This window comes from Streptomyces flaveus, assembly GCF_014647675.1.
GTDB lineage: Bacteria > Actinomycetota > Actinomycetes > Streptomycetales > Streptomycetaceae > Streptomyces > Streptomyces flaveus.
In genome coordinates, this window is sequence record NZ_BMPQ01000029.1 from 81,727 (window position 1) to 99,674 (window position 17,948).

Genomic DNA, 17,948 nt, shown 5'->3' on the forward strand with positions numbered 1-17,948 from the left:
GGCGCACCGTCGCAGGTGCGGATGCTTCCTTCCGAAGGGTAGGCTGCGCCACTCGATCGAGATGCCCCTCCATCACGCTCGAGTACGCCGGTAAAGCACAAGAGGGACCGTCAGGTGGCTCCTGGCGAGCAGCGCACACGGAGGCGCGGGGGAGAAAGCGTCCGACGTGGCCCAGCCACTGTCCGCAGACCAGTTCCTGGCCGTCCTCAAGAAGTCCGGCGTCCGCGTTCTCGAACACGGCAACTGGCGCACCCATAACCGCAACCACAAGGGCGCCTGGGGCCCGGTCCACGGCGTCATGATCCACCACACCGGTCCGTACTCCACGGAAGCCGGCATGGTGGAGCTCTGCCGCACCGGCTACACCTCTCTGCCCGGCCCGCTGTGCCACGGCGTCATCGACCGCTCCGGCACCGTCCACCTCGTTGGCTACGGCCGCGCCAACCACGCCGGTTCCGGAGACGACGAGGTCCTCAAGGCCGTCATCGCTGAGAAGCCCCTGCCACCGGACAACGAAGCCAACACCGACGGCAATCCGCACTTTTACGGCTTCGAGTGCATCAACACCGGCGGCGGACAGGCATGGCCCGCAGCCCAGCTGGACGCCATGCACAAGGTCAGCGCCGCTCTGTGCCGGGTGCACGGCTGGACGGCGCGCTCGGTCATCGCGCACAAGGAGTGGCAGCCCGGCAAGCCGGACCCCTCGGGCATCGCGATGGATGGCTTCCGTACGGCAGTTGCCGGGCTCCTGAACACCAAGTCAGACCCGGACCCGGACGACGAGCCGGAGTACGCACCCTTCCCCGGCGCCGACTACTTCCGCACCGGCCGCCGCTCCACCCTGATCACCGCGATGGGCAAGCGCCTGGTCGCCGAGGGCTGCGGCAAGTACGCCAAGGGCCCCGGCCCCACCTGGACCGAGGCCGACCGCCGTTCCTACGCCGCCTGGCAGTGCAAGCTCCGCTACTCCGGCGACGACGCCGACGGTATCCCGGGCCCCACGAGCTGGGCCAAGCTCCGCGTCCCCAAGTCCTGACCCACGCCCCGAGAGGATCTCTGCCCCATGGCCACCATCAACAGCGCGCCCAAGCTCGCCGCCGACATCGCCGAGCGCACCGTCCTTACGTATGTCGAGGCGTTCCTCGGCCTCCTCCTCGCCTCCGGCACGACCAACGTCATCACCCTGTCCGCCCTCGAGTCGGCGGCCATCGCCGCGATCCCTGCCGGCCTCGCCGTGGTCAAGGGAGCCGTCGGCTCCCTCCTCGGCCGCGCCGGTACGGCGTCGTGGCTCCCCGCCAGAACCGACCCCGCCTCCACCACCCTGAACTGACCACCGGAGCAGCCGCCATGCCCGACGGAGAGATCGCCCTGGAGCTCGCCGCACTCCGCCGCGCCCTTGAAGTCGGGCTCGCGCGCATCGACGGCCAACTCGCCCTCCTGGTCCAGCGATCCGACCAGATCGACAAGGCCGTCGAGGAGCTGGACGCCCGCGTCACCGCCCTCGAACGCACCCGGTGGCCGCTCCCCACCATCAGCACGCTGACCGGCCTTGCTGCGCTCGGCGTCGCCATCTGGTCGGCAATGGGCCGCTGACGGCGCCGGATTACAGACCTTCACAAAGAACAAGGAGATCGGATCAACTATGCCCGACCTGTTCTGGGCCAACCTGTTGATGCTCGGCTTCGCGTACGAACTGTTCACCCTGGTGGACATCGAAGACGGCAACACCTTCTCCGAGCGCGTGCGCGCCTGGTTCCGCGTCCACGCCCGTCCGGGTCGCGCGGCTTTCGCAGTCACTTGGACGAGCGTCGCCGTCTGGTTTCTGCTGCACAACTTCTGATCGCTACGGAACGGAAGTCCAACCGAGATCGACGGGATCCCACGCCCACGTGAGCTTCCCCTCGGACTCCACGTACCAGCGCCCGTCCCGCGCACCTTCCGGAAGCCACACCACAGATCCCCGGATCTCCCGCGTCCCGGTACGCCCCATCCTGAGCAACTGGGCGACGGCCTCGGCGGGCAGATCATCGGCGAGGAGTACGCGAACGCCAGACTCCTCGTCTGTCAGGGCCACGCTGAACTGTGTATGGAACAGCGGATCGGGCGGCGGGAGCTCCGCCTGCTGCCGTACCCGCTGCAGCAGGCGTCCTACTGCTTCGCGTGCGCTTGTGTCGATGGTGTCAGCGAGCTTGCTGCCCATCGCTGCGGCGACCGCTTGGACGAAGGGCGCCAGGGCCAGGGTGATGGCTACGGTCACATATGCCGAGCTGCCCGTGACACGTCGCGACACCGTGACGTCGGCAACCGGCAAGGGGAAAGCCTCAAACTCCGCTGGCATGTCGGCGTGTTGAGACGCCACCCGACCCCCTACAGCACGTCGCATGGCAGCGCCCCGGGCAGAGTGCGAGTCAGATCCCGGGGCGCCGTTCCACAAAGGAAAGAGGAGCTCAGCGTATGACCCTGGTGACGGACGCGGCAAGCAGCGATCGCCGTCCGGTCATCAGCCAACGGTGAGGGCGGCGAGCTGGGCGCGGAACTCCCAGGGCGCCAGCTGGTCACGCCACTTCGCGTTGATGTTGATCCCGTACTCCTCCTTGTACGACGTGAGCGGGCTGCTCGCATTCGCCCAGGCAGGCGCCGGGATCAGGAACAGGCTCGGCTGGTCTGCATCCGGGGGGAAGACGATGAGCAGGACCGCGCGGTAGGGCTCGAGCGGGAAGTGCTTCTTGGGCATGAAGGTGTAGGAGCCTTGGGGAGGCCGGACGGCCTTGACCTGCACCTCGATGTGGCGGCCTGCGCCCAGGTCGATCAGGAGGTCGATGCCACGGTCGTCGGCGACGGGTCGGTAGACCTGGTGGCCGAGCAGCGCGCACTGGGCGGCCGCGATCAGTTCGCCTGCGGCACCGAGTGCCTGCTTGTCACAGTTCTGCCAGTGGCCTTGAGGAAGTACACGAGAGCCGTCCATCGCGCCATCATGTGGCCCTGTCGAGGACCTGGCCCAGGATCCCATCAGCTGCCGTGCAACCGTGACGCGGGCGCCCACTCGGCACTCCGCCAATTAGGCTTGACCCATCAAGTTGCATTTATCAGCCGAGTGAAGGTGGCAAGGTGGCAGTGAAGCGGTTCCCCTACCTCCTGGGACACGGGGAGATCGCCTCCCTCTACGAAGTCGAACGGCAGACGTCGCAGCTGTGGAAGACCCGCGGTGTCCTCGGCGAGCCGGACATCGTCATCTCCGGCAACCCGTACTGGCTGCTCCCGACGGTCCTTGGCCTCGCCGAGGACGGGGCGCGGGAGGTCTCCCCGGAGCGCCTCAAGGAGTACAAGGCCGGGATCGCCGACGGGTACACCGCGAACGACTCCGCTGACCTGCCGCCGATCGTCGGGCTGAAGGAGATCCCCTGGATCTTCGGCAAGAAGTACATGGACGTCTACCAATGGCGAGTCCGCCGCAGCTTCGTACCCGAGGACGCCATGATCTCCGGCTCACCTCTATGGCTCCTGGACACCGTGCTGCAGGACGCCGAGCAGCGTGGCCGAGCCATTGTGCAGGAGGGCATCGACCGGATCCGAGCGGGCGAGCGCGAGCAGATCAAGCCCCGCGGGCGGAAGCCGTCCGCCGAGCCGAAACCGACCCCTCCGCCACTGCCGGAGGCGCGGACGTTCAGGCCGGGCGAGCACACCGCTCAGGATGTGGCGGCGTTCGCGGCGGAGCTGTTGGACTCCGGGCTCTCCCTGACCGTACGACCCAAGCGGTAGGGCGACCGGCCACCGCCCGCTCCGTCCGGTCACGCCGGCGAAGCGGCAGCGGTCGGAGCGAGGTGTCCCGTCGCCCTTCGTACGCAATGCTGTCAGTCGAGGTCGCCTGTCTCCACTAGATGCTCCATGAACGCAGCGGCGATCCGGGGGCGCGTGGCGTCCGGGACGGGTGTGTCCGGCAGTTCGGCCTCCAGGCCCCACTCTGTGTTGAACATGACGGCCATGCCCTCCGGCACCACGTTGTTCCTGAGCCACACGGCGAATCTGGCCGCCGAGCCGACGGTGCAGTCTTTGACGGACACGCCTTCGGGCGACAGGAGGGCCATGCCCTCCAGCTGTTCCTCGTCCAGGGTGATCCCGAAGTGCATCGACGAGCCGCTGACCGGCCCGTCGAAGCCCTCGTCGATGCGGATGAACTCGTCGGGGTTCCGCTCCCGCAGCTTGGATTCCAGGTCCTCGTACGTCAGGCCCCAGCTCTGTCCGTCCGGTGGGGTGAAGACGTACATGGTGCGGAGTTCTGCGATCTCGTCCGGTTCCATCGTGGCGTGGTGCTTCCTGTGCGGCGTAGCGGTGGCTTTGGTCAGGGAACGTAGCGGGCGTGGCCTTTGACGCCGTAGGCGGCCATCATGATGCGCCAGTACTGAACTGAGTCCTGGTTGTTCGTGACGGTTTCGACCCCGCGCATCTCCGTGTTCCGCGGGTCGTCGAGCGCAGCGGCGTACTTCTTGAGCTCGTCGCGGTCCGACCGGTAGAGGAAGTCCTTCTTCCCCGACTCGTGGTTCTCGCGGAGTTCTTCGAGCGAGCGGTAGCAGCGCTGGTCCGGCTTGTTGACGTACTTTGCCTCGATCGCCATGCCGTCGAGATCACGGAATCCGTCCACCATCAGGGTGTTGTTCACGCTGTGCCCGGGTGGGATGTGGACTTCATACTCGGGATAACCGGCCACACGCTTCTGGTAGGCGACCTCGGCCGGCCTGCCGCCCGAGACGTCGCCCTGGCGTAGGGAGTTCAACCAGGTCTGGAAGTTCTGCTGCTCTCCGGGCATGAGCGGTGGAAAGCGCGGATCGGGTGGTGTGGCGGGGGATATCGGCTGGACGCGCGGGCCGTTAGCCGGGCGGTAGGCGACCGGGACCAGGGTCGGGACGCGGATGAGGGGAGCCAGGAACGGGGGCAGGCCGGGCAGGAGACTGTCGTTGTCCGGCTGCGGCATCTTCACTTTGGACTTGGAGCTGTCCAGAGCGTGTGGGATCTTGCCAAGGGCAGCGATCCGCATGTCGCCCGCAATGAGGTCGTGCAGACCGCCGTCGTGGCCGTCCCCTCCGAACCTCGGCTGCTCCCAGGGCAGGAGGAACTCGCCGGTGATCGGGTTCGAGTCCATGGGCAGCCGCTGCTTGGCAGTTTCGACGTGATCGGCGTAGGCGTCGCAGGCGTTGGCGATCATCTTGCAGGCGGTGGGCAGGTTCGCCATGAGGGTCTCGTCCTCGCCCACCTCACCGGGCGGCGGGTTCTTGCCGACGAACTTCCTGAAGAACCCCTCGACCGCGTTGGCCGTCTCACCGACCTGGTCGAGGTTGGCGGTCCTCCACGCGGTGTCGGAATCCCAGTACGCGTCATCAAGGATCCTGGCCGCGCTCCGCCAGGTCTTGGCCACGGCGCGAAGTTTGTCCGGTTGCCCGAGGAAACGCTCGTTGAAGAGGTACTGGTCAAAGCCGCTGGTCTCGCCGACGACCTCGGGGAGGTCTTCGGCGTTGTGGCTGGCCCGCGGGGTGCAGTCAGGGCCCGCCGGTTGTGCACCGATTCCCGGACCTTGCGGGCTTTTCTCAAGGAGCTCTGCCGCGATCTTGCTTTCCCGCTTCAGGAACTCCTCGGACGACTTGAGTAGCGCGCCCGCGCCACTGGCCATCACCTGATGGGCGAACCCGGCCTTGTCGAAGACCGTCTTCACGGCTTCCTTGTACACGGTGGCGAAAGCCCGGCCCGCCGCGCCGTCGCCTGCCATGCCCCCGTTATCGCTGAGTTCCGTGGAGAGCAGGCTCAGCATGTCGTAGATCAAGTCGCGTAGCCGCACCATGGACCACGATGCGTTGACGAAGTTCGCGGTCTGATGCTGAAGATCCAACGTTCCTCCCCGTGAAGCCATGACACGCACTCAGGGGACCGTACACGGTTGCGAATGGGAGCCCCCGTGGGGGCATTGACCTGTGGCACGCGATGAGCTCCTGGGCGAACTCAGCCGCACATCTTGGGTCTCCACCGCGAATGTCCGCGCATTGATGCTCGCTCACCTGGCGCGCATCGGAGTCGTTACCTCTAGGATGACGGCTCGACATGTGTTCAGACAGTGTTGAACTGCTTGGAGTGACGCGCATGTATCGACAACCTCAACTTCCGCTCGACATGTCAGAAGGCGAGCAGATCCAGCTTCGTGATGGGCCGTCGCCCAACAGGTCGTCGCTCGACGAACGCTTCGCGGCGTTCCATGCCTCGCACCCATGGATCCTCGAAGCGCTGGAAGAGCTCGCCGCACAATGGGTCGCGGAGGGTGGCGGGCAGATCGGGATCAAGGCCCTGTTCGAGCATCTGCGCTGGTCGTCGCCATACCTCGAGGGCGGCGAGCCCTTCAGGCTGAACAACAACTACACCTCGCGCTACGCGCGCCTGCTGTGCGCGCGGCATCCGGAGTGGGCGGGCGTGTTCCAGTTGCGCAGCCTGCGTACGAGTGGCGCTGAGAATTATCTCGCACTTGACGCCAGGGATCACTTGAAATAGATTTTTATCAACTTCAATTGATTGCACCATGTGTTGCAGCAATTGAACGCCATTTAAGGGGCGAGATGCTTGGAGGGGACGTGACCGATACCCCGGTCACCTGGCTCGCGATCCGTGAGGACCAGAAAGCGTTTGAGGACCAGCAGTTACGCGCGCTGCGCGCGGCGTTCCCGGATCTGGTGGAAGCCAGTCCGGCGCAGCTGGGGATCTTCTTCCACTACTGCAAGGCGTCCGGGCTCGATCCGTTCGGCCGGCAGATCTACATGATCAAGCGCAAGTCGCGCGGTGAGATCCGCTGGACCATCCAGACCGGCATCGACGGCTACCGGCTCATCGCGCGCCGGGCCGCCGACCGGGCCGGGCAGTCCATCGCGTACGAGGACTTCGTCTGGTACGACGCCGAGGGCGGGGAGTACGCGGTATGGCTGCGCGATGAGCCGCCGGCCGCGTGCCGGGTCGTCGTCTGGCGTGGGGACTCCCGGTTTCCCGCCGTCGCCCACTGGCGGGAGTACGCGCCGAAGGTGTGGGACTACGAGGCGCAGGAGTACAAGCTCGGCGGGCTGTGGCCGCAGATGCCCGCCAGCCAGTTGAGCAAGGTCGCCGAGGCGCTCGCCCTGCGTCGTGCCTGCCCGGCGGACCTGTCCGGGCTGCACGTGGACGAGGAGATGCACGCCGCCGACGTCGCTGAGTTCCGCGAGAGTGTGAAGGCGGCAGTGGCTCGTCTTCAGCCTGCGAAGGAGCAGGCGCAGCGGCCGAAGGCGTCGTCAACTGGCCAGTCAGCCGCCGGTGTTGTGGACGGCGAGCTTGTTGAATCGGCGGAGCCGAGCAGTGACGCGGAAGCGGAAACGGCGGGGGAAGCGCAGCGCGCCCCGGAGGCCGCCGAGTCATCCGTAGCCGCCGGCAGTGCCGAGGACCGTAGGGCCTCGCTGGAGTATGAACGCGACCAGCTGGAAGAGGCCAGAATCCGCGTCCAGAAGGCCGCGCAGCAGCTCGGTCTGGGCTTTGACGCCGTCAACGACCGTTGCTTCGACGACTTCGAGGTCTCGTTCCAGGACGCCAGCGCCGAGCAGTTGGGCGAGCTCGCCGACGCCCTCGCCTCCACCGCCGACATCACGGACGGCGATTCGGACGGCACCTCAGCCTCCGAAGCCCCCGCCCGCAGAAAAGGGTCGGCGCGCAAGGCGGCTCCGGCCACGAAGACCGCGAAGAAGACGGTGGCGGCCAAGAAGGCGACCGCCCGCGCCACGAAGACGCGCGGCACCTCGGCGCGCGCCGCGAAGTAGCCATGTCCGGCCCGCCGTTGGAGCGGGTCGTCTTCCCGACAGAGCCCGGCTCGGGCCCGACAGAGTGCGAGAACTCATGCCCACCGACACCTTCGACGCGTCCACCGATACGTCCGTCGACGCCAGCACAGTTCCGGTCCCCGACCTTTGGAAGGGAGCACATCGCGACGACCGCTCCCGGCCCCGTTCCCGGCAACGACAGCTCGGCCCGTCCTCCATCGGCCTGTGCAGACGCCGCGCCGCGTACGAGGTGCACGGCACCTGGCCGACCGACCTCGACGACACCATGCACGCCGCGATCCTCGGCACCTGGCTGCACGAGGGCATCCTGCGCGTGCTGGCCGAGCAGTACGGCGCCCACACCGAACTGGAGCTCACCAACGGCGTGATCCTCGGCCATGCCGACGCCTACTGGACGCCGAGCGGACAGGTCCCCGGCGTCGTCGAGGACGTCAAGACCAAGTCCACCCGCGCGCTTGACGTCGTCGCACGTCAGGGGCCGAGCCAGCACGAGTGGTTCCAAGTCCACCTGTACGCCCATCTGTTGCGCACCGGCGGCCTCACCGAGCACCCGCACCTGCCGACCGGGAAACCCCTGGAGGTCGACGTCGTACGGCTGCGCTACGTCGGGCGCGAGTACGGGCAGGTCATCGTCCACCAGCGCGCGTACGACGAGGACGTCACGCGGCAGGCGCTCGCCTGGGCCGAGGACGTCCTCGACAGTCCGGAGCCCGAGGCCATGCCGCGCGACCTCGACGGCCCCGGCTTGTCGGTCATCTGCGACAACTGCCCCTTCAAAACCACCTGTTGGCAACTCAACGAGCTCGCGGACGACGGCCGCGCCCCGCAGACGATCCTCGCCGAGGACACCGCGGCCGTCACCGATGCCCTGAGCGCGTACGCCGACGCCGCCGAAATTGAAAGCGCCGCGAAGAAGCGCAAGGCCAAGGCCCGCAAGATGCTGGACGCCGCTGACGCCGGCACCTACGGCAACTTCCAGCTCTCTTGGTCCGGAGGCAACCCGCGCCCGCCCGAGCCCGACGCCGCTGCGATGCAGCGCATCCTCGAGGACCTCGGCTTCGACGTCCCGCTGAAGCCTGGCGGTCGTACCTCCCGCACCATCGGTGTCACGCGGCTGCCCGAGACCTCCTGACCACGGAAGAGGAGGAGGGCAGTTGAGTATCGAGGCCATGGCCTGGGCGTTCCGGCAGGACATCTCCAAGCCGGGCGCGAAGCTGGTCTTGCTGGCGCTGTGCGACTTCGCCGACGAGTCGTGGTCCTGCTTCCCCGGGCAGGCCACCCTGGCGGCGAAGACGAGCCAAGGCGAGCGCACGGTCCGTCGGCACCTTGAGTGGCTGGAGGAGCAGGGCTTCATCGCGTCGCACGCCCGGTTCTCGGACGGGCGCCGCACCAGCAACCGCTACACGATCCATGCCCCGCGCCCGCAGACACCACCATCGTCGGGCTCTACGGCCGCCGGTCCCGGCGCGGCGGCACCGGAGGGCAAGAAGGGCGGGAAGAAAGGCGGCGGAGGGCGGGCGAAGCAAGCGGCCAAATCGGCCACCGGCCAGTCTGACCAGCGGCCAGAACCAGCGGGGGAACCGGCCACTTTGGCCGGGGAACCGTCAGAGAACCACCAGAGAAACACCCCCCTACCCCCGGCGGACGGTGACCGTCGCGACGGGACCGGCGGCTGCGCAGCCCATCCCGATGCTCCAGCTGCCAACTGCCGTGGCTGCGGCACCAGTCCACGTGCCCGTCGCGCCGCCGCTGCGGCTCAGCAGAAGCTCGAGAAGGACGAGCGAGTCCGCGACCGGGACCGCCGGTGGTTCGAGGAGGACCGGGCCCACCGTGCCCGCGCGGCGGAGCTCAAGGCTCGGGGTGCTCTGGATGGCCTGAGACGGGCCGCGCGTGAGGGCGTCAGGAAAGGTCGAGGTCAGAGCGTGGGTAGGCCACGACCCGAAATAAAGAACACTTGACGACAGTTGATCAATGTTGATAAAATGTTATCAACATTGCTAATCGGCCCATCCCGACTTGGAGGATTCGACCGGTGTTCCGACATCTCACCCCCGATGAACGGCGGGCGCTTACCGCCAGGCTTGCCGACCAGGGCGTCACCGCTGAGCAGTTCGCGCAGGCCCAGAAGCAGGCGCGCGCAAGCGGCGAAGCCCTGGCCCGCGCCTACGGCGAGACGCTCGGCCGCGCGGTCACTCCGGTGCGGTTCATCACCGACGTCCTCGGCGTCGAAGGCGCTGGCCGTCTCCTCGTCTGCGCCCTGCGCGAGGTCACCGGCCGTCCGGACCTGTACCGGGACATCTGACCGCGTACGGCGTTCTCCCGCGCCCGTGACATGTGTTGTGACAGACGAACGACCCTTGGCGCCCCGAGCGGGCGCCCCAACCAGAGCACGAGGAAACCGATGAGCAGCACGAGCAGCATCCCCCTGGCCGACATCGTCGCGATAGTCATCGCCGCCCGCATCCAGGGCCCGCCCACCCTCCGAACCGGCCCGGACGGCAGACCCGTACGCGTCCTGACGCTGCGCGGCACCCGCCCCGGCGAGCTGTACGAGTTCACGCTCGACGACGGCCACCGCCGCTGGTGCCTGGAGTCCGTCACCGACGAGAGCGGCGTCGCCATGCACGTACGCACCCTCGGCCGGCGCCTCTCGGCGCGCCTGAACGTCCTGCACGGCACCGCGGCCGCGCACTTCACCCCGCCACCCATCCTCCCGTAGCCCACGCCTGACGTAAGGAGAAAGCGAAGTGGACCAGCCCAACCGGGAACAGTTACTGCACGCCGAAGCCGCCAAGTACGGCATCGCCCCGGCCGTCATCGACCGCGTGGTCAGCGTCATCGCCGCCGTGCAACGCCGCGACCGCGCCGACTACCGCGCCAACTTCGGCGGAGAGCTGACCCCCGACCGGTGGCTCGCCGCTTACGGCGTCTCCGGCTTCCAGGAACTGTGCACCCGCGCGGCCCATCACGCCGGTCTCCCCGACGGCGACGTGATCATGCGCATCGTCGCCGCCGTCGCCCCCGCACCCGAGACCCGCGAGGACGACCGGCCCGTCCAGTTCTGGGCCCGCCCCATCACCGACCCCGCCGAGGCAACGTTCCCCGCGTACCGCGTGACGTACGAGGACCCGCAGCACGGCCACTGCACCGGCTTCGACTGGTCCGGAATCCTGCTGCGCCGCACCCTGCGCGAGGCCACCGCACGCCGCCAGGGCGCGGCATGCCTCGAAGAGGCCACCGGCATCGTCGTCTTTACCGACGGCGACCTGCGCGGCGTGTACGTCGCCCGCCCCGCACCGGGACGCGCCCAGCCCGGCTGCGTCCGCTGCGGCCAGTGGGAGCAGGAGCACACGCTGCACGAACGCTTCGGCTCCTGCCCGCAGTTCGTCACCGCCGCCGCCCCGCTGACCGCGGCTGGCGCGCTGTAGCAGCACACGGCACCTGCCCGAGGGCCGTGCGCCGGTTCGAGCGGTGCTCGGCCCCGGGCGGGCCATCCACATCCCTATCCAACCCCTGTCATACGCAAGGGAGTCCAGCCATGTCCCGAACACCCTGGTTCGTAGGCGGCGCACAACGCCAAGGCCGCCGCGAGGTCCAGGCGGACGCGTTCGCCATCGCAGGCGATCAGGCCACCGGACGTATCGCCGTCGCCGTGACCGACGGCATCGGCGACACACCCGCGGCCGCCAAAGCGGCCGACCTGACCGCCGAGGAGGCCGCCCGCGCAGCGCTCGCCGCGACGCCCGAGACCGGCTGCGTCCAAGCCCGCAACCAGCTCGCCGCCAGCAGGATCGCCGCAGACGCGTCCATCATCACCGCGCTGTTCGACCCTTCCCACAGCCGCGTCCAGATCGCCTGGGCAGGGGTGTGCCGCGCCTACGTCCTCACCACCGAAGAGCAGCTCCAGCGAGCCACGTACGACCACTCGCTCGGTGAGCGCATCCGCCGCCACACCGGCAAGCGCGGCCCGCTGCCGCTGTACGACCGCAAGGTCACGCGCACCGTCGCGCGCCACGAGTTCGTGACCACGTCCCTACCCGCCTGCAGCACCGTCGGCGTCCTGCTGTGCACCGACGGCGTCAGCCAGAGCGTCACCGACCGGACGATCATCGCCGCCCTCCAGTACGACGACCCCACCGAGGGCGCCGAACTCCTCGCCGGTACGGCCGGCATCAACGGCCCCGACAACGCGACGGCCGTCGTCCTGCGCCGCACTCCCTGACCACCCCACGCCCCTTCAGGAGGTAACTCCCTTGAACGACAAGCAGCTTCGCCCCACCGAGCTCCCGATCCCCGAACTCGCAGCCGCCTACGTCCAAGCGGGCGAGACACTCTTCCTCGCGCTCCACGACGACATCGCCGCCCGCGTACGCCTCGCCCATCCCGAAGCCGCGTACCTGGAGGTCAGTCTCCACACGCCCGGCGACGCCGAACTCCATGGCATCTGGAGTGCCCAGGAACCCGGACGCGACACCTGCCGCCTCTTGTACGGCCCGCACAACGGAGCCTCGGACGACTGGCAGGACGGGCCGCTGGACCTGGACGAACTTGTTGAGGACCTCGGCAGGATCCTGTCCCACTCCTTGCTCCAGCGCTGGGGAGTCGTCCAGCCGCACCCCCTCTACGAGCACCGCAATCGCCGACGCTGGGTCGTCCTCCCGCCGGCCGACCGCGCCGCCACCGTCGCCGAAATCGTCCGCCGCCACATCCCCGACGCCGAATCGCTGATCTGCCGCTTCGAAGCGGACCACGGCGGCATCGCGGTCGGCTTCGAGCAGCTCACGCTCAGCGGCGGCAAGACGGTCAGCATCCCGTGCCCGCGCTGCTTGCCGGAGACCGACGACAGCCCGTGGCCGCACGACGTCTCCCACGAACTCGCTCACCTCCTCGGCCAGCTCTACGCCCTGCCGCACCTGCGCAGCCGACACCTCACCCCGTGCGCGGACTTCACCTCGGACCACGAGGGGCACCTGTGGCAGCTGGTCTTCCCGTACCGCGAGCCGGACTCCACCGAGGCGACCCGTTCCTGACCCGATCACCCAGTCCCGGAAGGACACATCCCTAATGACCAACACAGCGGCATCCAGGACCGCCACAGCCCTACGTCACCGCAAGCTCGCCGTCGACGCCTTCAACGAGGCACACGCCCACTACGAGATCGCCGTCCTCGACCACGTCGCCGCGCTCATCGTCGAGGCGTACCCGGAGACGACGCACCTCACCTTTGACCACTCCCCGCACGACCGGACGATCCAACTGCACGCCCTGTGGACCACGCACCACAGCGGTACGGAGGAACTGCTCCTCGACGTACGCCAGGACGGCAACACCGCCGCCCTCGACCTGGACGAACTCGCCGACGACCTGAGCGACGCGCTCGCCGGACTGCACTCGGCGGCATGGAGCACCGTACGACCCGATCCAAGACCAGACCGGCGCTGGGTCCTCGACCTTCCACCTGCCGACCGGGTTGCACGGCTTGCCGAGCTCGTACGAGCGCACCATCCGGAAGCCGGGCTGGTCACGGTCGAATTCAGCGGCGACAAGTGCCGGGTCCTCAACGTCACGCACGCGGACGTCACGGAGCTCAGCATCGACCTGATCGCCGGGCCCACGCCGTCCGGCGGCGAAGACTCGCTGTGGCCCAAGGAGACCGAGCGGCAGATCTCGGCACTCGCCCTGCAGATCCAGGCCCTGCCGCACCTGCGCGCCCAGCACCTCGTACGGGTCGGGGGCCCGGCGACGCACACGGCGCTTCTCCTGCTCCCTCTCACCCAGACGAACACGCGCGGAGAGTGATGTGTCATGTCCCTGCTCATTCAGAGACAGCCAGCCGTGCCTTCCGTCCCCGCCGTGCACGCCCAGACCATCGCGGCGAACGTGCTGAAGACCTGGCCCACGGCGATCGGCCTGACCATCGAGTACGTCGCCCACCACGACCAGGGCCCGCGTGGCGCCGTCACCTTCGCCGTCGTACGAGCCCGAGAACCGTGGCCCGGCCCCGTACTGATCCGCTGCGACGGCTACGGCCACATCGCCCGCGGCTGCGAACACCCACGCCCCGACGGAGAACCCTGCTGGCACCCGTCGGCCCCGCACCTCTCCCTGCGCGACCACGGCCTGTGCCCACTCCATCTGCCACCCGTCGCCGTCCACGAGTGGGTCAAACACCCTGAGTTGCCGCTCTACGGACGCGTCACCGACGTCGACCCGGACGGCACCGTCGTCATCGACTTCGCGAGCGGCGAGCTCACCCTCCACGCCACGCAGGTGCCCCGCGTTCCTCCGCACATCGCCGAAGCACTCGACCGCGGGCAGCTCGACGGCCCCGTGCACCTGATCGACGAGTAGCCGAACCAGTAACCGCACCACCACCGGCGCCGTGTGCGAGACGGCCGCCGACAACACCCAACTCCCGTGCCTACAACGGAAAGAGAGCACTCAGCATGAACGGTCACGCCGTGGTCACCCTCGGCTTCACCAGACCCGTGTACGCCCACGAGCTGCGCCCCGGCGACGTGTTCGCCTTCCCCGACGCACCCAGCACCCCACTCACCGTGGCCCACGTCAAGAAGACCGGTCTCTCCGCCGACCTCACCCTCCTCAACCTCACCGTCCACGGCCGCGACGAGCCGCTGCACCTCCCCGCCAACACGCCCGTCAAGGCCCTGCGCATGCTCCGCACGGTCTCCCTCGCCTGCCTGCTGTGCCGCAAGAGCCAGGACATCGACCTGGACCTCCCGCACGACGGCGAACCCCTCTCCCTGGTCTGCGCCGACCACGTCCCCGACCTGGACGAGCTCACGGAGAACGAGTGATGGCCCTCCACTACCTCAGCGCCGTCCAACTCCTGCGCCACGCCGACGAGGAGAAGGCCCGCGCCCTGTACGCCGACGTCATCGAGGCTCTCGAACAGCACTGCACAGACGTCGGCGTGGACTGGCCCGGCAACGAGCTGAACATCACCGTCCAACTCACCGCCGACGGCGAGCAGTACATCGCGATCGCGGGCCGCGACTCGCTCCCCTGGCACGACGACCGCAGCGAGCTCGGCGGCTGGAAGGCCGTGCACGTCGACAACACGTACGGCACGGCCAAGGTCATCTACGACACCACCACCGACGAGGGCGAGCCGCCCGGCGACATGTCCCTCGAACCCCTCGCCGAGGAGATCGGCTCGTACGCCAACGGCTGGCGCGCCGAGCACAGCGGATAGCCCCGGCCCCTCCACACCACAGCACAGCACAGCAGGGGGCCGCGCCCCGCAGCAGAGGCCGGCCCCCTACCCCACCCATGCCTGAACCAGCAGAAAGGCACCCCTGTGTTCACCTTCACCATCGGCAGTGGATCAGCCCTCGAGGTCGCCGAGTTCGCAGACTTCGACACAGGACAAGCCGTCTACCGCGTCACCGGTATCGGCGCCTTCACCCTCGGCTGGGACCCCGACCGCCACCCCGAACCCGACCAGGACCCCATGGAGGAGATCCTCCAGGTCGCGTACGGCACCGGCCCGGCCGGCTTCCAGATGGACGAGGCTCCATCCCTCTTCGGTGTCACGCTCGCGGGCACCGAGTGCTTCACCCGCGCCGCCCTCGTCGCGGGCGGCCTGCGGCTCCGCCCGTACCGACTCATCATTAGCGCCCTCGTACGTGCCCCGAAGGGCACCGCCCGCCGGACCTCCGCCATCGTCTCCACCCTGGCCCGCCATTGGCTCGCCCAGCCCTGGGTCCCGGAGCTCCGCCGCGCTCACGAACACCACTGCGCACCCCACTCCCTGCACCGGTACGGCGGACTCATCGCCCAGCACGAAGACCGCATGCGGCGCCTCCGCGAGGACCACGCCTACTACATCCAGCGCGCCGACCGCGCCACGGCGATCCTCCAGGCGGGCCCCGTACCCGCTCCCACGGACGCCCCACCACACCCGTTCGCACCGGCGGACACACCAGCCGCCGAGACGGCGGGGCGGTGACCCGGCAATGGTCCAGTTCGACCTGTTCGGCGAGGTGGAGCAGAAGCTCGAGGAGCGCGCCAGACATCGCGAGGTGCAGGCCGCCAAGCCCACCCCGGCCCCGGTCCCCCGGCGTCGCAGGAAGTACGCAGCACCCCGCGACCCCTACCAACACGCCAACAAGATCGCCGAGAACGTGATGTCCGCCTGGTTCAGCACCTACGGCGGCAACCGCATGGATGTCCCCCTCGGCACCGTCGCAGCACTCTGCTTCTTCCGCGAACCACTAATCGCCGACTGGCTGCTCACCCTCGAACCCGCCCACTTCCCGCCACTACTGCGGGAGATCTGGGGCGTCCAGTGGTCCGTACGCCCGGACCTGATCGAGGTCGCACGCCCGCTCCACGCCTGGGTGGAGGAGAATCCGGACGACTATCAACTACGCGCCGTCCAGGCCGTGGTGCACGCCGCGGTGAACACGGGCCTGCTCGACATCACCGCCGAGGACGACCCGTACCTGCGCTCCCGCGCGGACATCCTCAGCCCCCTCCTCACGGGCCTGCGCCACAAGAGCGACAAGAAGTGGCGCGGCGAGTACCACACCCCGCCCTGCATCACCGATCTGATGGCACACGTCCTCGTCGACGACGACATCTGCGGACCGGGCATGTCCGTACGCGAACCCGCCATCGGCAGCGGCGGCATGTTCCGCTCCGTCGCCCAACGCATGCGCGAACTCGCCCTCAACCCCCACGACTACGCCTGGTTCGGCAACGACATCGACCACCTCGCCACCGCCTGCGCCGCCGTCAACGCGATCATCTGGGACCTCGGCCCCAAGACCGTCATCTGGCACGGCGACTCCCTCGCCACCGAGGACGCCGGCCTCGCCGAGGCCCTCAAGGAACGCACCGCGATCATCCGCCACCGCAACGCGGTCGTGGAACAAGCCCGCTTCGAACACAAGGCACGGCACATGCTCAGCGCCCTCGACCGCCTCATCGAGGGAGCCGCAGCGTGAACGCCGTCTCCTACGGCGGGGGAACGCGAGTCCGGCTGGCGCTCGGCCTGACCCCACCTAACCGAAAGGCCCCAAGGAAATGACCGACCAACCACACGCCATCCGCATCGACATCACCGGAGCATTGCGAGAGATCTCCCTCGGCGACACTCCACGCGACCAGGCCCGCACCGTCAGCCGAGCGCTCCTCGACGCCCCCGCCGTCATCCGCAGACTCGACCATCCGGACGGCGCCATCGTGCTCATCGGCGGCAAGAACCGCGACCGACACCAGCCGAACCTCTACGCCAGCCTGCTCTCCCACTCCCTGGGAGGACCCGTCGAAGACCTCCACGGCCCGGTGGTTTTCGCGAGCGTGACCTCCACCGACCATCTCGTCTCCTTGCCTGATAGCGCTCTGGCCGAAGCCCAGGAGATCTGCGCCAAGGCCAGCCCGGCTCCCTGCCGCGACACGAACGAAAAGGGCGCCTCATGAGCCCAGCAAAGCCGACCGCGCCGAACGAATCCGGCGCCCCGAAGAAACAGCGCGTCATCCCCGCGGACTTCGCCGAGTTCGTCACCGCCACCGCAACGGGACTCGGCGACGGCTGGACCGTCGACACCGACAGCGAACCCCACCCGGACCGGACCGCGTTCCTCACCCACCCCGACGGCCGCCGCATCGGCATCAAACGCCTCTGGCGAGGCGAGGCAGTCCAGACCTGGGCCCTCGCCGTACCGCCCCGCGAGTTCAAGGACGAGGGCGACGCCGCGTCGTACACCGACAGCCTCAAGCACCTGACCGACGGCATCCGCTACAACGTCGGCGTCTGCTTCACCAACAACTCACCCGCCGCAACCACCGCACGAAATATCCGCACCCGGCTCCTGCCGGCGTTCGACGGCAAGCTCCCGCCGCTGCGCGCCTTCCCCAAGAAACCCTCGCGTCCCACCTCGACCAAGAAAGCCACCGCGCCCACCACTTCGGCGAAAGACACCGACGCCTCGAAGCCACCCGCAAAGGGCCAGAAGAGGAAGACGACGCCAGTGAAGAAGACCGAGCCGACGAAGAAGAACGCAACCACCGCCCGGCCACGGCGCGCCAACCCGATGGACACCGCACCGTAGCTGAAAGCCGCAGCCCACCGGATCTGTCACAAGTAAC

The 17,948-nt window shown here is 68.4% G+C and carries 26 protein-coding genes; 22 read left to right on the forward strand and 4 right to left on the reverse strand.

The annotated features are described in order from the left end of the window. Positions 1-166: 166 nt before the first annotated feature. From IEZ21_RS37235 to IEZ21_RS37250, 4 genes are read left to right on the forward strand one after another with little or no spacing between them, the layout of a single operon-like run. Positions 167-1,036 (forward strand): peptidoglycan-binding protein, encoded by an 870-nt coding sequence (locus tag IEZ21_RS37235; protein ID WP_189326241.1) that lies wholly within the window; start codon positions 167-169, stop codon positions 1,034-1,036. Positions 1,037-1,063: 27 nt separating this feature from the next. After that, positions 1,064-1,330 carry a hypothetical protein gene (locus IEZ21_RS37240; protein ID WP_189326242.1) on the forward strand — a complete coding sequence of 89 codons (267 nt, stop codon included), beginning with the start codon at positions 1,064-1,066 and terminating at the stop codon, positions 1,328-1,330. A gap of 17 nt (positions 1,331-1,347) precedes the next feature. Continuing rightward, positions 1,348-1,593, forward strand: coding sequence for a hypothetical protein (locus tag IEZ21_RS37245; RefSeq protein WP_189326243.1), 246 nt, complete (start codon positions 1,348-1,350; stop codon positions 1,591-1,593). A gap of 49 nt (positions 1,594-1,642) precedes the next feature. Further along, positions 1,643-1,840, forward strand: a complete 198-nt coding sequence (locus tag IEZ21_RS37250) for a hypothetical protein (protein WP_189326244.1) — start codon at positions 1,643-1,645, stop codon at positions 1,838-1,840. A 3-nt stretch (positions 1,841-1,843) separates the two neighbouring features. Here the strand turns inward: IEZ21_RS37250 and IEZ21_RS37255 are convergent, their stop codons facing one another. Continuing rightward, entirely contained in the window at positions 1,844-2,257 is a 414-nt protein-coding gene (locus tag IEZ21_RS37255) for a hypothetical protein (RefSeq protein ID WP_189326245.1), read from the reverse strand. A gap of 243 nt (positions 2,258-2,500) precedes the next feature. Next, on the reverse strand, positions 2,501-2,965 hold the full coding sequence (locus IEZ21_RS37260) for a DUF4365 domain-containing protein (RefSeq protein WP_189326246.1): 465 nt from the start codon (positions 2,963-2,965) through the stop codon (positions 2,501-2,503). Between the two features lie 143 nt (positions 2,966-3,108). Here IEZ21_RS37260 and IEZ21_RS37265 point away from each other — a divergent pair, with 143 nt between their 5' ends. After that, the gene (locus IEZ21_RS37265; protein WP_189326247.1) at positions 3,109-3,759 is read left to right on the forward strand and encodes a hypothetical protein; all 651 of its coding nucleotides are present in this window, start codon (positions 3,109-3,111) and stop codon (positions 3,757-3,759) included. Positions 3,760-3,851: 92 nt separating this feature from the next. On the opposite strand, the gene IEZ21_RS37270 is transcribed toward IEZ21_RS37265, so the two are convergent. Both IEZ21_RS37270 and IEZ21_RS37275 read right to left on the reverse strand, forming a co-directional pair. After that, entirely contained in the window at positions 3,852-4,298 is a 447-nt protein-coding gene (locus IEZ21_RS37270) for a hypothetical protein (RefSeq protein ID WP_189326248.1), read from the reverse strand. 41 nt (positions 4,299-4,339) lie between these two features. After that, positions 4,340-5,878, reverse strand: coding sequence for a restriction endonuclease fold toxin-2 domain-containing protein (locus tag IEZ21_RS37275; protein ID WP_189326249.1), 1,539 nt, complete (start codon positions 5,876-5,878; stop codon positions 4,340-4,342). 239 nt (positions 5,879-6,117) lie between these two features. Between IEZ21_RS37275 and IEZ21_RS37280 the strand changes: the two genes are divergently transcribed. The 17 genes from IEZ21_RS37280 to IEZ21_RS37360 all read left to right on the forward strand — a co-directional run bounded on the left by IEZ21_RS37280 (position 6,118) and on the right by IEZ21_RS37360 (position 17,911). After that, complete coding sequence (locus IEZ21_RS37280; RefSeq protein ID WP_189326250.1) at positions 6,118-6,528, forward strand: hypothetical protein; 411 nt, start codon at positions 6,118-6,120, stop codon at positions 6,526-6,528. An 80-nt stretch (positions 6,529-6,608) separates the two neighbouring features. Further along, positions 6,609-7,811 (forward strand): recombinase RecT, encoded by a 1,203-nt coding sequence (locus IEZ21_RS37285; protein WP_189326251.1) that lies wholly within the window; start codon positions 6,609-6,611, stop codon positions 7,809-7,811. Between the two features lie 76 nt (positions 7,812-7,887). Continuing rightward, positions 7,888-8,964, forward strand: coding sequence for a PD-(D/E)XK nuclease family protein (locus IEZ21_RS37290; RefSeq protein WP_189326252.1), 1,077 nt, complete (start codon positions 7,888-7,890; stop codon positions 8,962-8,964). Between the two features lie 22 nt (positions 8,965-8,986). Then, positions 8,987-9,790, forward strand: coding sequence for a helix-turn-helix domain-containing protein (locus IEZ21_RS37295; RefSeq protein WP_189326253.1), 804 nt, complete (start codon positions 8,987-8,989; stop codon positions 9,788-9,790). A gap of 74 nt (positions 9,791-9,864) precedes the next feature. Further along, positions 9,865-10,134, forward strand: a complete 270-nt coding sequence (locus IEZ21_RS37300; protein ID WP_189326254.1) for a hypothetical protein — start codon at positions 9,865-9,867, stop codon at positions 10,132-10,134. A 99-nt stretch (positions 10,135-10,233) separates the two neighbouring features. Then, entirely contained in the window at positions 10,234-10,551 is a 318-nt protein-coding gene (locus IEZ21_RS37305) for a hypothetical protein (RefSeq protein WP_189326255.1), read from the forward strand. A gap of 28 nt (positions 10,552-10,579) precedes the next feature. Next, a complete protein-coding gene (locus IEZ21_RS37310; protein ID WP_189326256.1) occupies positions 10,580-11,260 on the forward strand; it encodes a hypothetical protein in 681 nt (226 codons plus the stop codon). A 110-nt stretch (positions 11,261-11,370) separates the two neighbouring features. After that, positions 11,371-12,054 carry a SpoIIE family protein phosphatase gene (locus tag IEZ21_RS37315; RefSeq protein ID WP_189326257.1) on the forward strand — a complete coding sequence of 228 codons (684 nt, stop codon included), beginning with the start codon at positions 11,371-11,373 and terminating at the stop codon, positions 12,052-12,054. 31 nt (positions 12,055-12,085) lie between these two features. Continuing rightward, entirely contained in the window at positions 12,086-12,862 is a 777-nt protein-coding gene (locus tag IEZ21_RS37320) for a hypothetical protein (protein WP_189326258.1), read from the forward strand. A gap of 34 nt (positions 12,863-12,896) precedes the next feature. Further along, positions 12,897-13,631: a hypothetical protein gene (locus tag IEZ21_RS37325; RefSeq protein WP_189326259.1), complete on the forward strand. Its 735-nt coding sequence runs from the start codon at positions 12,897-12,899 to the stop codon at positions 13,629-13,631. A gap of 36 nt (positions 13,632-13,667) precedes the next feature. Further along, the gene (locus IEZ21_RS37330) at positions 13,668-14,183 is read left to right on the forward strand and encodes a hypothetical protein (RefSeq protein ID WP_189326260.1); all 516 of its coding nucleotides are present in this window, start codon (positions 13,668-13,670) and stop codon (positions 14,181-14,183) included. Positions 14,184-14,278: 95 nt separating this feature from the next. Further along, a complete protein-coding gene (locus IEZ21_RS37335; RefSeq protein ID WP_189326261.1) occupies positions 14,279-14,650 on the forward strand; it encodes a hypothetical protein in 372 nt (123 codons plus the stop codon). After that, a complete protein-coding gene (locus IEZ21_RS37340) occupies positions 14,650-15,048 on the forward strand; it encodes a hypothetical protein (RefSeq protein ID WP_189326262.1) in 399 nt (132 codons plus the stop codon). The genes IEZ21_RS37335 and IEZ21_RS37340 overlap by 1 nt, the downstream gene beginning before the upstream one ends. A gap of 105 nt (positions 15,049-15,153) precedes the next feature. Continuing rightward, positions 15,154-15,804, forward strand: coding sequence for a hypothetical protein (locus tag IEZ21_RS37345; protein ID WP_189326263.1), 651 nt, complete (start codon positions 15,154-15,156; stop codon positions 15,802-15,804). A gap of 7 nt (positions 15,805-15,811) precedes the next feature. After that, positions 15,812-16,804 (forward strand): N-6 DNA methylase, encoded by a 993-nt coding sequence (locus IEZ21_RS37350; protein WP_189326264.1) that lies wholly within the window; start codon positions 15,812-15,814, stop codon positions 16,802-16,804. 79 nt (positions 16,805-16,883) lie between these two features. Then, positions 16,884-17,279 (forward strand): hypothetical protein, encoded by a 396-nt coding sequence (locus IEZ21_RS37355; RefSeq protein ID WP_189326265.1) that lies wholly within the window; start codon positions 16,884-16,886, stop codon positions 17,277-17,279. Continuing rightward, a complete protein-coding gene (locus tag IEZ21_RS37360) occupies positions 17,276-17,911 on the forward strand; it encodes a hypothetical protein (RefSeq protein WP_189326266.1) in 636 nt (211 codons plus the stop codon). Before IEZ21_RS37355 ends, IEZ21_RS37360 begins: the two co-directional genes overlap by 4 nt. Positions 17,912-17,948: the final 37 nt, after the last annotated feature.

Excerpts from the sequence above, each read along its gene's own strand:
- IEZ21_RS37240 (WP_189326242.1), top strand. The coding sequence starts at position 1,064 with ATGGCCACCATCAACAGCGCGCCCAAGCTCGCCGCCGACATCGCCGAG.
- IEZ21_RS37245 (WP_189326243.1), top strand. The coding sequence starts at position 1,348 with ATGCCCGACGGAGAGATCGCCCTGGAGCTCGCCGCACTCCGCCGCGCC.
- IEZ21_RS37250 (WP_189326244.1), top strand. The coding sequence starts at position 1,643 with ATGCCCGACCTGTTCTGGGCCAACCTGTTGATGCTCGGCTTCGCGTAC.
- IEZ21_RS37260 (WP_189326246.1), bottom strand. The coding sequence starts at position 2,965 with ATGGACGGCTCTCGTGTACTTCCTCAAGGCCACTGGCAGAACTGTGAC.
- IEZ21_RS37270 (WP_189326248.1), bottom strand. The coding sequence starts at position 4,298 with ATGGAACCGGACGAGATCGCAGAACTCCGCACCATGTACGTCTTCACC.
- IEZ21_RS37290 (WP_189326252.1), top strand. The coding sequence starts at position 7,888 with ATGCCCACCGACACCTTCGACGCGTCCACCGATACGTCCGTCGACGCC.
- IEZ21_RS37305 (WP_189326255.1), top strand. The coding sequence starts at position 10,234 with ATGAGCAGCACGAGCAGCATCCCCCTGGCCGACATCGTCGCGATAGTC.
- IEZ21_RS37315 (WP_189326257.1), top strand. The coding sequence starts at position 11,371 with ATGTCCCGAACACCCTGGTTCGTAGGCGGCGCACAACGCCAAGGCCGC.
- IEZ21_RS37325 (WP_189326259.1), top strand. The coding sequence starts at position 12,897 with ATGACCAACACAGCGGCATCCAGGACCGCCACAGCCCTACGTCACCGC.
- IEZ21_RS37335 (WP_189326261.1), top strand. The coding sequence starts at position 14,279 with ATGAACGGTCACGCCGTGGTCACCCTCGGCTTCACCAGACCCGTGTAC.
- IEZ21_RS37340 (WP_189326262.1), top strand. The coding sequence starts at position 14,650 with ATGGCCCTCCACTACCTCAGCGCCGTCCAACTCCTGCGCCACGCCGAC.
- IEZ21_RS37350 (WP_189326264.1), top strand. The coding sequence starts at position 15,812 with ATGGTCCAGTTCGACCTGTTCGGCGAGGTGGAGCAGAAGCTCGAGGAG.
- IEZ21_RS37355 (WP_189326265.1), top strand. The coding sequence starts at position 16,884 with ATGACCGACCAACCACACGCCATCCGCATCGACATCACCGGAGCATTG.
- IEZ21_RS37360 (WP_189326266.1), top strand. The coding sequence starts at position 17,276 with ATGAGCCCAGCAAAGCCGACCGCGCCGAACGAATCCGGCGCCCCGAAG.